This window comes from Hahella sp. NS-SX17 (genome assembly GCF_057367735.1).
The window spans coordinates 2,836,546-2,850,363 of the sequence record NZ_CM170632.1; the positions used below are offsets into that span (position 1 = coordinate 2,836,546).

Below are 13,818 nucleotides of genomic sequence, written 5' to 3' on the forward strand. Positions count from 1 at the left end.
ATTTTGTTTGCGCTGGGCTCCGTTGAGGTTTCGCTGTGAATGACGAAACCTCAACAGACCCTGGTAAACTCAAGGATAGGTAAGTCTCCCGCTAATTGGCAGCCCCTTTGGGGTGATCGGCGCGGCGGCGATTTGAAAGAGATCACACTATATGTCAAAACAAACTCTAAATATGAACGACAGCCTCTATCAGTACCTGCAAGTGACCGGCGTCAGGGAAAGCAAAGTGCTGCATGCCTTGCGGGACGAAACCAACAGACATGAAATGGCGCGTATGCAGATTGCGCCAGAGCAGGGGCAGTTCCTGACCTTGCTGACGAAGCTGACGGGCGCCCGCAAAGCCATCGAAGTGGGCACCTTTACCGGATACAGCTCTATCTGCATCGCTGAAGGCTTACCCAAAGACGGCAAACTCATCTGCTGCGACGTCAGTGAAGAATGGACCAGTATCGCCAGACGCTATTGGTGTCTGGCGGGGCTGACTGACCGTATAGACCTGCGACTGGCGCCTGCGATGGAAACTCTCAATAAGCTGTTGGATGAGGGCCATGCGCGCACTTTCGACTTCGCTTTTATCGATGCGGATAAAACCAATTACGACAACTATTACGAAGCCTGCCTGCGCTTGTTGCGCCCGGGTGGGTTGATCGCCGTCGACAATGTGCTGTGGGATGGCAAAGTCGCCAATCCAACCGAGCGGGATGACGATACCTGTGCGATTCGCGCTTTAAATGAGAAGCTGATGCGCGACAAGCGTATTGATTACTCCATGGTGCCCATCGCGGACGGCGTCAGTCTGGCGCGGAAAAAATAATCTCGAATTGAGATGACCAAGCGGGGCTCGATCCGGAACCGTTTTGGCGGATCGAGCCCCGCGTTCATTAAAGCAGCTTAGGGTGCGAGCACGGGATTACTCCTGCCTGGCCTGCGTCAGCACAACAGCCACTTCTTTGCCTTGAACCCGATCATCGTAACGGGCCACCAGTTGCACATCCGTGTAAGGATCGAAGGCGTGCAACATCACATGATAAACCCCGGTCTGCGGCGTGCTGTAGGAACAGGTTTCTTCCTGTGTGGTTTTGAAGGGGCGGCAGTCATACTCGTTCAACGTCGGAGGCGTTCTGAAGCGGACATGCATGTCCGCATCGCCTTGGCCGCCTGACATTTCAATACGCAGATTGCGGGCGCTTGCCGGTATGTCGACGTAGAAATAGTCCATCTCATCTTTGCTGCCGGAAAGCTTCGTCACTGCGTCTCCATTCATCAGCTCCTGGCTGCTGTCGGCGTTAGCTTTATAACCAGCCTCGAAAGTGATGCCGGAATAGCTGGAGAATGCGTGTAGCATGACGTAGTAATTGCCTGCCTGAGGCGAGTCGAAGCTGCACACTTCTTCCTGAGTGGTTTTATAAGGTCGGCAGTCATAGGAATTAAATGTTGGTCGACTGCCGTATTTGACGAACATGTCCATGTCGCCGCTGCCGCCGGAAATGCGGAACGACAGATCACGGGAGCCTGGCTCAACGTCCAGGACGTAATAGTCTTTGTCCTCCTTGCTCGCACTCAGGCCGGTGAGAACGTCTCCGTTTTTCAGCACCTTGTCTGGCGTGTCGGGGTCAGTAGGCCCGGAAGTGCCTGGATTAGGGAGTCTGTTGCTGGTGCAGTATTTAGAGCCGTTCCTGCTCATCCAGAAATAATTGCAGTTTCCGTCATAGCTGTAACGGCCGGTTTTTACCTTGTAACCGGACAGAGAGACGCCATCCAGATGATAGAAGCCGCCGTCATATTTCAGACTGAAATGTTGGTGGGGGCCCGTTGAACTACCGCCATTGCAGAGCGCCTGATTGCGGTTATTAGCGTAGTTCGCCAGTTTCTGATTTTGCGACACGGCAGTGCGGTTCTGGAATTGCACGTTGTCCAAGTGATAGTAAGTCGTTGACCAATCGCCCTCGTGCAGCACTTCCACGAAACAGGAAGAGTGACGTACTGCCGTTCCCGCCGCAGATGCGACCGCCCACTTGTTGGAGGTATCCGACCCCCAGACGCCGCCATCGTTCATATCCAATGAGGACATGGGGTAATCGCCGCTGCCGGTGTTGGTATGCGCGCCGCCGAACCACCAGCTCTCATCAATCAGGAAAGGAAGTTGCAGCATGTTTTCCGGAGGAACCAGTTTTTTGGAGTAAGCGGAGAAACGGCTGACGCCGGGAGGTTCTGCGCTTTCCTGCTCTTGCGGAAACAGGCGTTGGTAAACGGTTGCAAACTCATCGATGTCACCGACGGCGTTGTTCTTCAGCGTATGGGACAGTGCGCGTACAGCAATGTCGTCGCCGCTGATAGACAGGCTTCTCTGCTCCTGATTCACCGTGCTGTAATAAGCTTTGGCCAGACGCATAGCGACATCTTCAATCTGTGCACTGAAGCCATTCTGTTCAGACATTTCCCCGAGAGGTTGTTGCAGGGATGCGGTACGCGCGCCGCTTACCAGGCCAGTCTGCATTTCTATCAGGGTTAACAACACCTTAGGGCTCACGGTGCTATAACCGGCCCAGTGGGTGATGACCTCGGTTTGATCCAACAGGTGGGGCGCGTTGCGTTTCAGGTAGGCAGCGACATCGAAGGTCAGCATCTCTTGATAAGAATAGATAAACTGCTCGTCCGAAATGATATCTCTGCTATCGTCGGAATGCGCCAGTAGGGGGAGCGCTGTTAACGCGCAAACGAGGATAGGTCCGATACTTTTATTCATATAAATTCCCTTTAAAATTAATTATTTGAACGCGGCTCGGAAAGGCTGGCCGGTTTGAACGCTGCGCGACCGGACGCGCAGTCGGGCAGTCTGTTTCTCAAATGAGAACAACTCTCAGACAGTTATAAATGAAGACTAAAAAATGATCAGTTGCAAGTGTCTGGCGTGGGTTGGGAAGGGTTTCAAACCCGCCGCCGTTCGTATTTTCGTTAGGTTGAAACGTTTTTTTTTACACAGAAATGAAGACTAGGACTAATTAGAAAATCCGGCAATCCGGTTGAAATACCTGAACAAAATATACGGGGCGCATTGTGACGTTAAGCGGCGTAAAGTCGGACAAAAATGACGGATGAAGAAAGATGAGCGGCAAAACGGAGCAGATGAAATTTTTGTGTCTGAGGCAGACCGACAGAGTGACCGACTTGAATGCCGTCATTTGCTGTAGGGCGTCGCAAGGAAGCTGGCTGTGGAAGGGGGGTGAGGGATTCCACTGTTGCGGCGAATATGCCTGCAGTCGGTTTATACGAGAGACTTGGTTTTCAGAAGTCAGCGGAGCGTCTGACTTCTGATGGCGCCAGCTTGGTGATTTTCAGCCGCTCAGCGTTGGTAAATGTAGAAGTCGCAGAATGACGTTTTACGGTAATCGCCATCAAAGACGTAAGGATTTTCTTTATGTTCCGAAAGCGTCCATTCCGGCGCGTTGCGTTCAACCCAGTCTGAAAACTTACGGTGTTTAACGTGAGCGGACTCTTTTTGGAGGGGGAGAGAGTCTGTATTGGACGAGAAAATCAACACGTATTTTGTCGATGATTTAAATAGCGCTTGCATGTAGTTGTCGAACACTTGATCTTCCACCAAATGAAAAATGACATCCAGCGATAGCGCCAGCTCCGCACGACTCTCGGCAGCGTCTTGAGCCAAAATAAACCTTTTTGTTGAATCACTGGAAAACTTTTGAGAGCAAAGGGCGACCGCGTCAGGGCTAACATCGACGCCTGTATAGGACTGATAATTAATCAGAGATAACTGGTTGCCATCGCCACAGCCCCATTCAATGGCGTCGCGAACTTCATTTTTTTGCAGGAATGAGTTGATAAAGTCGGCTTTGAATTGCGCCAAATGCCCGTAAGATCCTGGACCTGAGTTGCCGCCTTCTTTATACCGCTGCCGCCAGTAGTCATTGGAGCTGAATGGCCGGGATGGCAACAAAGGTTTAACTTTCTTTTTGATCTTCTTGAAAATTTTATTCATCCGCAAAACTACCTCTAGCAAGGGCGCTTGACGTTTCGGGCGTCAATACTGAAAGCGCGTCTCGCGCCCTAATGGTTCCTTTAAGTATGTAAAGCTCTTCTTGAAGCTTTGTTATTAATCAGTGATGGTATGCATTTACTGGTTTCATCCAAGCTCTACCAGCAACAATTAAGTATCTGAGCCATATCGAGCAGCCAGTTGAATTCACAAAGGAAGTGGCCTCTCTGAGACCGTTCTGTATACCGGGTTCCTGCTTGAATGTAAATCGAGTTAATGAGGAGCTGTCCGACAGTTTCCGAATGTGATGTGGTATTCTGGCCCGCTGCTGTTTTATTTATAGTTTGTCAGTATCTAATGAATCATTTGTATGCCTCTCCCCTGGATGCGCTCAAGGCGTTTCCCGGAAAGTTTGAAATCCACATCACTATTGTCGCTCCTGATCAGGAGACGCTGCAGCGTTTTATTGATTTATGCGCTGCGCAAGGGGCGAAAGCGATTGTTATTCAATTGTCCTCTGGCCAACATTGCACGCAGCCAATGTTATGCAAGCGTATGGGTGGTGATCCAGACTCTGTCTGGACGCATGTTCAGGCGCTTTGCGACGGCATGATCAGCGAGGGGTTCGCTGTCGAGCGCCTGAAAATCGAGGCGGCGATAGAGAACGCGAATGTCCCCCCAAGTGACGCAGCGGCGGCGTCGTTACCGGATTACTGTTATTTCGAACACCACCTTAAACTGCGCCTGCCGGCGAATTACGACTTAGACGCGTTGCGCGAAGCAGTGCGTGATTATCGGGGGCGGCTCTCCGCCAACGCGTTTTGGCGCGACGATGACCATAGGGAGCAGTTTGTCACCCAGCGCATCCGCGGAGGACGGCGTAAGGCGGATGAGGTCCTGAATGCGCTGCGCGAGTTTTTGGTCGCCAATGACGTGGAGATCGTGAAAGTAATCCGCGAGTTCAATATCTATGACAGTAATATTGGACTTGACGCAGGCTGGGGCGGCGCAAACGCCGAGGTTCTTTCATGAGCGCGATTTTGATGTCCGAAGAAAGACTCACGTTTATTGCTATTGAGACGTTGTTGCGGCGTTTACTGAAGAGGCCGGATGCTGAGCGCATTGTGGTGCGGGGCAGTTATGTGTCGCGTCTTTGGAGCGGCCCGCAACCGCGGACCTGCAATGATCTGGATTTATTGTATCTGGGAGAGTATGCGCCGGACGCGTTCACTGCTCTGATAAGGTCACTGATGGCCCAGGAAGATGCGTCGCCCTGTCGCTTTGATCTGGACTCTTTACAGATTGATCCTATCTGGCGGGACAGTATTTCCCCTGGCGTTCGTTATACCTGCAATTACGCTGTCAACGGTGTGGCTGGTGCGGTGCAGCTGGATATTGCTGTCGGCGACCCTCTGGTGGTTCCGCCCCGGATGGTTGAGGTTCCTTCGGTTCTACAGGAAGACGCTATGATTCCTGTCCCGACAGTCGCAGTGGAGATCGCAGCCGCCTGGAAACTGCATGGCCTCTTTGAACATATGCATGGCGGTTGGATGTCGAAAACCTTGTGGGACCTGTATTTGTTTTGTCGATATAACAAGCTGGATGCAGACCTGTTGCGCCGAGCGGTTCTGGAGGCCTTCGCCAGCAGAATGGACCCTTTGGAGATAAGTCGCCGCTTGATGTTCGGCGATTTTGGGCGCAGTAAGAAATCCCGTAGAAACTGGCGTAATCTGATCGCAGACCATCCTTATCAGCAAATCGAGCCGATGGAGACGGTGCTGGAGTGGGTGCGCAATTACCTGGAGCCGATATTGAGGCTTGAAGACAATGGCGCTTTGCTGACCCAGTCGGACGTGATTACTTACAGGGTAAAATTGCTGAAGGAGGACGGATCGGAAGCCTCGCGCGTCAAACTGCGCACATTGCAGCAAAAGCGTAAGCTGCTGCCTTATAAAGCCTACACGTCTATTCCCCACCTGCCGGGCTCGCGCACGGGACTGGCGGATAAGCATATCGACGCCAATAAAGCGGAAATGCTGACCGCCCGGCGACGTTCCCCGGAAGATGTGGTGATCGTGCAGGAAAAGCTGGATGGCTCCTGTGTGGCGGCCTTGCGGGCGGATGATCGTATCCTGGCGCTGGGCCGGGATGGAGATCTGGCGGATGAGTCGCCCAATCCAGCGCGGAGACTATGGGCGGAGTGGGTGGAAGAACGTCAGGCGCGCTTTCTTGATGTGTTGGAGCCTGGCGAGAGATTGGTCGGCGAATGGTTGGCCCTTGTGCATGGAACCCGTTACCGGCTGGCGCATGAACCCTTTGCGCCCTTTGATATTTTTACCGCGGACAATCGACGTGTGCCCTACACGGCTTTCAGGCGACGTGTGACGCAGGCTGGGTTTACTCCCGCCAAGGTCCTCCATATCGGCGAACCCTGTTCCATTGATGAGGCCTTGCGATTATTGGGGAATGGCGCGCACGGAAGCGTGGACGCGCCGGAAGGCGCTGTGTGGCGTCTGGAGCGGGGAGAGCAGGTGCTGTTTTTGGGTAAATTCGTGCGTCATGGTAAAACCGATGGGGCCTATCTTCCAGAAAACAGCGGACATCCTGCGCTATGGAACTGGCATCCTTATCTGCCTGTGTTTTTTGAAGACAGCGTTCAAAAGACGGCAAGTAAAACTGAAAATGACGAGACGGATTAACTGCGGCTTGGAAGCGGCGTAATGAAATCATTGGATCAACTGGTAAAAAGCCGCCGGCGTATTCGCGTCGCTGGCTTTGACGACGCGCCATTTTCGCGTCTGCGAGGATCGCCGGTAAATGTTGCTGGAGTTATCTGCGCGGATGGCGAGTTTGAGGGCATGCTTTGGGGAACGGCGACCAAAGATGGCGAGGATGCAACAGACTGCCTGATCGCCATGCTGACGAAAAGCAAATTTTATGATCAGGTCGGCGTGGTGCTGACGGATGGCGTGGCTATTGGCGGATTCAATGTTATTGATCTGCCCAGATTATGTGAAAGCGTGCAGCGCCCCTGTATTGCAGTGATGCGCAAGCACCCGGATCTGCAGGCGATAGACAAGGCGTTGCGCAACTTTGACGACTATGAGCGGAGGCGTGATTTAATCTGCGCGGCGGGAGCCATTTTTAATAATGATTTCTGCCACTATCAGGTCGCTGGTTGCGATCCTGAAACCGCCGGTAAAGCCTTGGAAAGGCTGACGACGAAAGGCTGCGTGCCGGAGGCGTTGAGATTGGCGCATATTATCGGCTCGGCGGTGATGACCGGCGAAAGCGGTCGGAGGGCCTGACGCAGATGGAAAGTGCCGTGACACAATGGTTTGGCGACGCTTTCTCGCGTCTGCACCCGATGCTGCAACGACTGCATCGCGAGGGTGGAACGCTGACAGGACGAGTGCAGGTTGAATACGGGCCGGGAATGGCGGGTTGGCTCGGACGTCGTGTCGCGGCGAAGACCGGTGCGCCGCAGACGACAGGAATGGTCGGTTTTTGTGTTGAAATCCGTCATACCGGCGATGCGTTGGTGTGGAGTCGCACCTTTGAGCCCGGAACGCAGATGCGCTCAATATTCCGTCCTCACGGCGCGTTTCCTGATGGATACTGGAGCGAATCCTCCGGCGGCGTGGAGTTGCGTTTGGGCGTGGACATCCGCGATGGCGGCTGGCGCTGGGTCCCGCAACGCTGCAAAGTGCGCGGGGTCCCTTTGCCTTTTTGGCTGGTTCCACGAACGGACGCCTATAAAACCGTTGTGGGCGGCCAGTATCGGTTTGCCGTGACCCTGAGTCTTCCCGTACTGGGAAAGCTAATGAGTTACTCGGGAGACCTGCAAGCGAACTGGTAGGCGCGAATCAGAAACATATGACGCAACCCAAAGAGGCATTATGCAAACAGAGACGATTACCGGCCCAATAGTGATCGCAAGCAGAAGGAAAAAACGACAAACCCTTGAGAAGGAATATCCGGGCTATGCAATCATAGATGTGACCTCGAAGGCGCCAGAGCCTTGGGTGAAGTTTTCCCCTTTCTATCCTCATGGCGGGATTCCCATACCATTTTCATCCGAAACAGCCCAATCCGTGGAAGGAATCTGGCAGGGCCTGAAGGTGTTCGAAGGACAGGATATTGATCCTTCGCGTTTTGACATTACTGGCATGAAAGGCATCAAGCGCACGGTAAGGCGTTATGGGCGCGTGCTCGGGCACAGGAAAGGGCCCGCAGGGGAGTTGATGTCCTATATCGAGGCGAGAAAACAGATCTATCTACCTGCCTATCATTGGACGTTGACGCACAGACTGCAGGCGGAGCTGAGTCAATTGTCGGAATTTCTTGTTCAGCGTAAAGGCCTGATTCTACTGGACTACGAAACCAACACGGATGTAAACGACCCGCGCAAGCCGTTGTCTCACGCTGCGTTGATACGCGACTTTCTGCTGCCTTAATACATCCTTAATCTCATCTTCTTTAAGCTTTTCTGCAATGAGAAAGTCGCCGCTGCTTTGCTGTGGCGGCGAAACTGGTTGCAGGAGGTAAGAATGGACAATTTGCAGGCCCGTTTTGAAGCGGCGGCTGTCTGGCTGGAAGTGATTGACCTGAGCTTGCTCGCCGCGCTCTGTGTGGTGGCGGTGGGCCTGTGCTGGGATCTGATGCGAAAGCGTTGGGAGCCGCTGCGTGAGAAGCTCGCCAATATCGCTGTCGCTATCGGCAATATTTTGTTGGAGCGCACCCTGTATGGGGCCGTCTTTCTGATTGCGTTATGGCTGGTGGAGCCGCTGGCGTTCTGGCGTATTCCCGTGAATGGCTGGACCTGGGCGCTGGCGCTTCTGGCGGCGGACTTGACCTATTATTGGATGCACCGACTCGAACACAAGGTAAGGATTTTCTGGACGATCCATAGCGTGCATCACTCGTCGGAGCGCTTTGATTTCTCTACGTCTTTGCGTCTTTCCTGGCTTGAAGGGCCGGTGGAATGGATTTTCCTGGCGCCCATGGTTCTGCTTGGGTTTGATCTGGTGCAGACGGTAGTGGCTTTTTTTGTGGTCGTGGCCTATCAATCCTGGGTACACACGGAAAGTATAGGGACGCTTGGCTGGTTGGACTCTGTTTTCAATACGCCGTCCGCGCATCGGGTTCATCATGGCTCCCATCATCCCTACCTGGACAAAAATTTCGGCGGTGTATTGATGATTTGGGATCGGCTTTTCGGGACGTATCAGCCCGAGTCGACGACGGTGAGATATGGTTTAACTGCGCCCTTGGCGTCTCGTAACCCCTTCGTAGTGGTGTTTCATGAAGCGATGGCGTTATATTCGGATTGCCGCAGTGCGCCGTTATGGCGTGACCGGCTGCGATTTTTGCTCAAACCCCCAGGCTGGAAACCTGATTCTCATGCGCATTCTGATCATTGAAGACGACCGCCAACTGGCCGCCGCCATCGCCGACTACCTTGAGTTGCAACAGGTGGAATGCGATTTCGCATTCAACGGGAGCGTTGGCTTGCAGCGCGCCACGCTAGACAGATTTGACGCCATCATCCTGGATTTGATGCTGCCAAAAATGAACGGCCTTGATCTGTGTTCCGAGCTGCGACGCCAGGGGGTTCATACTCCAGTGATTATGCTTACTGCTTGCGATACGGATGAAGAACAATTGCAGGGGTTCCGCAGTGGCGTCGACGACTATGTCGCCAAGCCCTGTGCGATGCCATTGTTGTGGGCGCGTTTGCAGGCGCTGGCGAGACGCGCTTTTAAACAAGGAGAGACGCTTCGGGTAGGGCCGTTAGAGATACGCCTGGGGGAGCATCGCGCGATGCGAGAGGGGCGAGAGCTAAAGCTGACGCCAACCGGCTGGAGGCTCTTGGTGACACTGATGCGGCGCAGTCCCGATGTGGTTTCCCGAGGAGATCTTGAGACGGCGGCCTGGCCTGGCGAAGACGTTGACCAAGGTAATTTCAATGTACAGCTTCATCAGCTACGCAAAGCCGTGGATAAGCCCTTTGCTCAGGCTCTGATTCATACTGTTGTCGGCGTTGGCGTCTGTATTCGGGACGATGGCGCCTGAGCGTCCCTGCCCGGCGCGTTGATATAAGCGGGAGCTGATCAAGGGTTGTTGCGGGCGTCCCAGCTGCCGCTTGGTCCGATCATTCTTGAGCGACAGAAGACGCAGTGAATCTTGTTGTAGCGATAACCATTGCTGGCGAGCATGTCCAGAGCATGCTTGAGATTGACGCCGCCCATGAGTTTTCGATTACGTACGGTCAGTACATCGAATTTGGGGAATGGGTTGGGGCACAGACGCTGGACTTCCGCCATTGTTCTCGCGTCGCCGCTGTTCAGGGCGTCCTGGCGTAAGGTGATAAAGGTCCGATTGCTGTCTATATCCCGGCTGATGCTGTCGTAGGTTTCCCCGGTTTCTTCCCCCTGGTATTTGCTCAGGCTGTAATTTCTAACCTTTGTATTGCGCGTCAGGCGTTGTAAAAACTGGGTTTTGCCACTGATGACGGAGCTCAGGCCCGGGTCCAGCAATGATTGAGTGTGGGGGCCATAGAAATAAAGCTCGGTCCACTCAGGAACGCCGATCCAGCCGCCCAGACCGGGAATATTGCGCGCCCACCCTGTCTGTTTGCCGAAATCGGGGCGGGAAATATAGCCGCCATGGGAGGTAATAAGCAGGTTTTCCGCTATCATGCCGGTGGCGTCAGTGAATAAATACAGTTTGTCGCCTAATGGGATTTTCTTCGCCATATATAGTCCTGAAGTATCGTTGAGAAAGCATTATAAAGATGAATGTTAAAAACCGTCTGTTGTTGGCATGTAACAATAAAATCTGCAGTGTTTTTTGCATAATTAGTATGCTTAATGAATTTGATAATCAGATCCTAAAAAAGTTCCATAAAGGGGATTTTCTTTAAATGATGCTTTAAACAAAAAAGCCGGAGGAGATCATGCTCATATTGGAGGTTAAATGCAGGATTTGAATGAGCGCATTACAGGTTTAGCGAGAATGGAGATTGAAAATCCTTCTTTAGGCGTTACTGAGCAGGTTTTGGCCAATCATAAAGTTATATCGCCGCCATTAAGAATAATTATGGACTCGCAACCTGATTGTTGTAGCGTCTATTACACTTTAGTGGATGAACCTTATTATTTTGTTGTCGTATTGCGACGAAATAGTGAGCAGTGGCGAGTCGTATGGGCATATATTGAGCCCAATGTCAGGGTCAAACTGGTTATCCATACTTCATTAAGAACACCTGATGAAATGTCCTCTTTTCTAGGATTAACTCCAACGCATAGTTTTCTGCAAGGGCAGAAGCGTCATCAATCTGCGGCGGCGGTATATAAACATCACGGATGGGTGTTTGAATTAGAGGCGAGAGTTCCTGATTCACTGGAAGAGAAACTGGACAGGCTGATGCAAGTGATCAGTGCAAGAAGAGAACCTCTGCGTACGCTCAGCGAGTCCGCCGATATCAGCGTCATGGTCTGGTATGAGGGTTACAAAGACTGGATGGGTGGGATATCGCTGACTTCAGCGCAGATGTCTTTGCTGGGGTACATTGGGGCAAGTCTGGATGTGGATCTTCAAGCGTCCGGGCCAGACCTGATAATGGACCCATAGCGGGAAACGCCAGCCTTGTTCCCACATGACTGACGCGTTGAGAGGACCGATGACTATCGTTGAGGACGACGGGGGGCTTCTTTTAAATGGTTGTAATAGAAAACATTTGGTTCATTTTTCCAAGTGGCTTCTTCCGTGCCTCTTAACACTGCGCCACAGGTATAGACTTTGCAAAGCTTATTGAGGCCGTCGAATTTCTTAGTGTTAAGTCTGTCCACATAACCGCCTACGGCATTTACTTTTACACACTGATTGGTTTGTGTGCCTATAATGACGGCGCCAGTAATATTCTGTCTTTTGATTTCTGCAGCGATATCCAGGTTTGTATCTGGATTGAACATACTGATGTGTGGTTTTTTAATAACGGTGGCGCCGCGTACGCAATAGTCTCTCCATGTTCTAACACCCACAGGCGGGGCGCCGCCAATTACAACAGGTTGCGCTCCATCGCCAAGTGCGGCGTGATCAATTTCTATTAAGTAAATTGGCATACGCAACGCTTGTGCTTTGGTTATAGTTGACATTAGCGCTTCATGGTTTCTTGGCGCCTGTCTCCCTTGTTCATCTATGACGAATAGCGCGAGCTTCTTTCTACCTAGTTTTACTTCATTGTTCATGGCGTCATGTAAAGAAACGGTATTGACAATGGTCATAATAGTATCCTTCTCCTTGCTGGCTTCTAATTCTTTTTCATTCGAATGGAATGTTTAGTCTTAATAATTATCAGGATGAAACGTATCCAATTGAGTCTGTCATCGACTTATTTGCAAAGGCGTCAAATAATTGGATAACACCTCAAAAAATAGGTATAAATACTTGGGCCCTTTGGCTTATTAATAATGAGAATGATTAACGGATACTGTTTTGGGTCAACCTGCTGTCAGAGAGTGAAATGACGCTCAATACATACAAGGAAAATCGCCGTTCCGGCGCTAAAACGTTGGCCCGAAGCCTTAGGGCGCAATTGCGCTGGATGGGAATCGGTTTGCTATTAGGCTGTCTTGCTCTCACTTTTATTTCCTCCTGGAACAATATGGACTGGGCTGGCGATACGCTGATGAAACTGGAAGCGCAGGCCCTGTTACGGCAGTCTCAACGATCTGATGGCGCGCAACAGCGCGGCGATGGATATCTGAGTCTGTATCAAAGCTGGGCGGAGTTGCCGGAGCAGGTGCGGTCGCAATTTGGGGCGGAACCGACCCGTGATGGTGAGGTACTGGAGGCGGTGGTTAAAGATGCAGGGGAGGAGGCGTTCTTATATTTATTGCCGTTTCAGACCGATAACGGAGAGCGCCGGTTTCTATTGAGCCGTCATAATCGTGCGGATATCGAAGCGTTGGGAGAGGAGTTCTTCAGCGCTGCAATGAAGCATTCTTTGCTCACTACCTTGGCCGTGTTTGGCCTGTTGTTCGCGCTGTTTTTCTGGTTGATTCGGCGGGCTACGCAGCCTATCGCCCAGCTTAGCGCCTGGGCGCAAACCCTGGGAACCAGTGCGCGGGTGGAAGCGCCTCATTTTGAAATCGAAGAAATCAATCAACTGGCGCAGCGTATGCAGGAAGGCGTCTCCCGCATAGAGGCGTTTAATGCGCGCGAAAAACAGTTTCTGAAGCATGCCAGCCATGAGCTGAGAACCCCATTGGCGATTATTCAGGCCAGTCTGGACACGCTGGAGTTGCAAACCGGCGAGGCGGGCAAGGCTTCTTTGCGCCGGGCGCAACTGGCGGGCGCCAATATGGCTTTATTGTCCAATGCGCTGTTATGGCTGGCGCGCGAGTCGTCGCAGGCCTTAAAGAAAGAGCGGACTGCATTGGGTTCGTTTTTTCAGGCGATCATAGACGATCACCGCTATTTGTTGACGGGAAGAGAGGTGTCGGTGCGATTGGAACTGGCGGCTGATGTGGTCAAGATAGAGAAAAGCCTGCTGCATATTGTGACCGCCAATCTGGTTCGAAATGCTTTTCAACACTCATCCGACGGCGTGATTGTTATGACGACGGACCGCGATGGTTTATGTCTGACGAACCCGGTCAGCCCGGAGGACGCTGACTCTGATGTGGAAGGATTCGGCCTCGGGCTGGAGTTGGTGCGACGTATCTGCGACAAGTTGCAATGGCGCTTTGCTGTCGATCTGACCGGCAATGGGGCGCAGGTCAGCGTGACCTGGTCTCCCTCATCCCGTTCTTAATATG

Annotated in this window: 14 protein-coding genes; 10 read left to right on the forward strand and 4 right to left on the reverse strand. The window is 52.3% G+C overall.

The window, feature by feature from the left end; translation table 11 throughout:
- Positions 1–151 precede the first annotated feature (151 nt).
- Positions 152–814 (forward strand): O-methyltransferase, encoded by a 663-nt coding sequence (locus AC2IBB_RS12890; protein ID WP_486333243.1) that lies wholly within the window; start codon positions 152–154, stop codon positions 812–814.
- A 96-nt stretch (positions 815–910) separates the two neighbouring features.
- Here the strand turns inward: AC2IBB_RS12890 and AC2IBB_RS12895 are convergent, their stop codons facing one another.
- Together AC2IBB_RS12895 and AC2IBB_RS12900 are read right to left on the reverse strand one after the other, a co-directional pair.
- Positions 911–2,746 carry a pre-peptidase C-terminal domain-containing protein gene (locus tag AC2IBB_RS12895; protein WP_486333244.1) on the reverse strand — a complete coding sequence of 612 codons (1,836 nt, stop codon included), beginning with the start codon at positions 2,744–2,746 and terminating at the stop codon, positions 911–913.
- A gap of 597 nt (positions 2,747–3,343) precedes the next feature.
- Positions 3,344–3,997 (reverse strand): class I SAM-dependent methyltransferase, encoded by a 654-nt coding sequence (locus AC2IBB_RS12900; RefSeq protein ID WP_486333245.1) that lies wholly within the window; start codon positions 3,995–3,997, stop codon positions 3,344–3,346.
- 354 nt (positions 3,998–4,351) lie between these two features.
- Between AC2IBB_RS12900 and AC2IBB_RS12905 the strand changes: the two genes are divergently transcribed.
- From AC2IBB_RS12905 to AC2IBB_RS12935, 7 genes are all read left to right on the forward strand, one after another.
- The gene (locus tag AC2IBB_RS12905; protein WP_486333246.1) at positions 4,352–5,026 is read left to right on the forward strand and encodes a hypothetical protein; all 675 of its coding nucleotides are present in this window, start codon (positions 4,352–4,354) and stop codon (positions 5,024–5,026) included.
- The gene (locus AC2IBB_RS12910) at positions 5,023–6,693 is read left to right on the forward strand and encodes a nucleotidyl transferase AbiEii/AbiGii toxin family protein (protein ID WP_486333247.1); all 1,671 of its coding nucleotides are present in this window, start codon (positions 5,023–5,025) and stop codon (positions 6,691–6,693) included. The genes AC2IBB_RS12905 and AC2IBB_RS12910 overlap by 4 nt, the downstream gene beginning before the upstream one ends.
- A gap of 21 nt (positions 6,694–6,714) precedes the next feature.
- Complete coding sequence (locus AC2IBB_RS12915; RefSeq protein ID WP_486333248.1) at positions 6,715–7,302, forward strand: endonuclease dU; 588 nt, start codon at positions 6,715–6,717, stop codon at positions 7,300–7,302.
- A gap of 17 nt (positions 7,303–7,319) precedes the next feature.
- Positions 7,320–7,853: a DUF4166 domain-containing protein gene (locus tag AC2IBB_RS12920; protein ID WP_486333249.1), complete on the forward strand. Its 534-nt coding sequence runs from the start codon at positions 7,320–7,322 to the stop codon at positions 7,851–7,853.
- 40 nt (positions 7,854–7,893) lie between these two features.
- A complete protein-coding gene (locus AC2IBB_RS12925; RefSeq protein ID WP_486333250.1) occupies positions 7,894–8,451 on the forward strand; it encodes a DUF6939 family protein in 558 nt (185 codons plus the stop codon).
- 93 nt (positions 8,452–8,544) lie between these two features.
- Positions 8,545–9,417 (forward strand): sterol desaturase family protein, encoded by an 873-nt coding sequence (locus tag AC2IBB_RS12930; protein ID WP_486333251.1) that lies wholly within the window; start codon positions 8,545–8,547, stop codon positions 9,415–9,417.
- Positions 9,398–10,069, forward strand: coding sequence for a response regulator transcription factor (locus AC2IBB_RS12935; protein WP_486333252.1), 672 nt, complete (start codon positions 9,398–9,400; stop codon positions 10,067–10,069). Before AC2IBB_RS12930 ends, AC2IBB_RS12935 begins: the two co-directional genes overlap by 20 nt.
- 38 nt (positions 10,070–10,107) lie before the next feature.
- Here AC2IBB_RS12935 and AC2IBB_RS12940 read toward each other — a convergent pair whose 3' ends face one another.
- A complete protein-coding gene (locus tag AC2IBB_RS12940) occupies positions 10,108–10,752 on the reverse strand; it encodes a putative adhesin (protein WP_486333253.1) in 645 nt (214 codons plus the stop codon).
- A 220-nt stretch (positions 10,753–10,972) separates the two neighbouring features.
- On the opposite strand from AC2IBB_RS12940, the gene AC2IBB_RS12945 reads away from it, so the two are divergent.
- Positions 10,973–11,629 carry a DUF4279 domain-containing protein gene (locus tag AC2IBB_RS12945; RefSeq protein WP_486333254.1) on the forward strand — a complete coding sequence of 219 codons (657 nt, stop codon included), beginning with the start codon at positions 10,973–10,975 and terminating at the stop codon, positions 11,627–11,629.
- 53 nt (positions 11,630–11,682) lie between these two features.
- Here AC2IBB_RS12945 and AC2IBB_RS12950 read toward each other — a convergent pair whose 3' ends face one another.
- Positions 11,683–12,282 carry a cysteine hydrolase family protein gene (locus AC2IBB_RS12950; RefSeq protein WP_486333255.1) on the reverse strand — a complete coding sequence of 200 codons (600 nt, stop codon included), beginning with the start codon at positions 12,280–12,282 and terminating at the stop codon, positions 11,683–11,685.
- A gap of 239 nt (positions 12,283–12,521) precedes the next feature.
- Between AC2IBB_RS12950 and AC2IBB_RS12955 the strand changes: the two genes are divergently transcribed.
- Positions 12,522–13,814, forward strand: coding sequence for a sensor histidine kinase (locus AC2IBB_RS12955; protein WP_486333256.1), 1,293 nt, complete (start codon positions 12,522–12,524; stop codon positions 13,812–13,814).
- The last annotated feature ends 4 nt before the right edge of the window (positions 13,815–13,818 follow it).

Bases quoted from the DNA above. Each gene is read 5' to 3' on its own strand.
- AC2IBB_RS12890 (WP_486333243.1), top strand. From the start codon at position 152: ATGTCAAAACAAACTCTAAATATGAACGACAGCCTCTATCAGTACCTG.
- AC2IBB_RS12895 (WP_486333244.1), bottom strand. From the start codon at position 2,746: ATGAATAAAAGTATCGGACCTATCCTCGTTTGCGCGTTAACAGCGCTC.
- AC2IBB_RS12900 (WP_486333245.1), bottom strand. From the start codon at position 3,997: ATGAATAAAATTTTCAAGAAGATCAAAAAGAAAGTTAAACCTTTGTTG.
- AC2IBB_RS12905 (WP_486333246.1), top strand. From the start codon at position 4,352: ATGAATCATTTGTATGCCTCTCCCCTGGATGCGCTCAAGGCGTTTCCC.
- AC2IBB_RS12910 (WP_486333247.1), top strand. From the start codon at position 5,023: ATGAGCGCGATTTTGATGTCCGAAGAAAGACTCACGTTTATTGCTATT.
- AC2IBB_RS12915 (WP_486333248.1), top strand. From the start codon at position 6,715: ATGAAATCATTGGATCAACTGGTAAAAAGCCGCCGGCGTATTCGCGTC.
- AC2IBB_RS12925 (WP_486333250.1), top strand. From the start codon at position 7,894: ATGCAAACAGAGACGATTACCGGCCCAATAGTGATCGCAAGCAGAAGG.
- AC2IBB_RS12930 (WP_486333251.1), top strand. From the start codon at position 8,545: ATGGACAATTTGCAGGCCCGTTTTGAAGCGGCGGCTGTCTGGCTGGAA.
- AC2IBB_RS12935 (WP_486333252.1), top strand. From the start codon at position 9,398: ATGCGCATTCTGATCATTGAAGACGACCGCCAACTGGCCGCCGCCATC.
- AC2IBB_RS12940 (WP_486333253.1), bottom strand. From the start codon at position 10,752: ATGGCGAAGAAAATCCCATTAGGCGACAAACTGTATTTATTCACTGAC.
- AC2IBB_RS12945 (WP_486333254.1), top strand. From the start codon at position 10,973: ATGCAGGATTTGAATGAGCGCATTACAGGTTTAGCGAGAATGGAGATT.
- AC2IBB_RS12950 (WP_486333255.1), bottom strand. From the start codon at position 12,282: ATGACCATTGTCAATACCGTTTCTTTACATGACGCCATGAACAATGAA.
- AC2IBB_RS12955 (WP_486333256.1), top strand. From the start codon at position 12,522: ATGACGCTCAATACATACAAGGAAAATCGCCGTTCCGGCGCTAAAACG.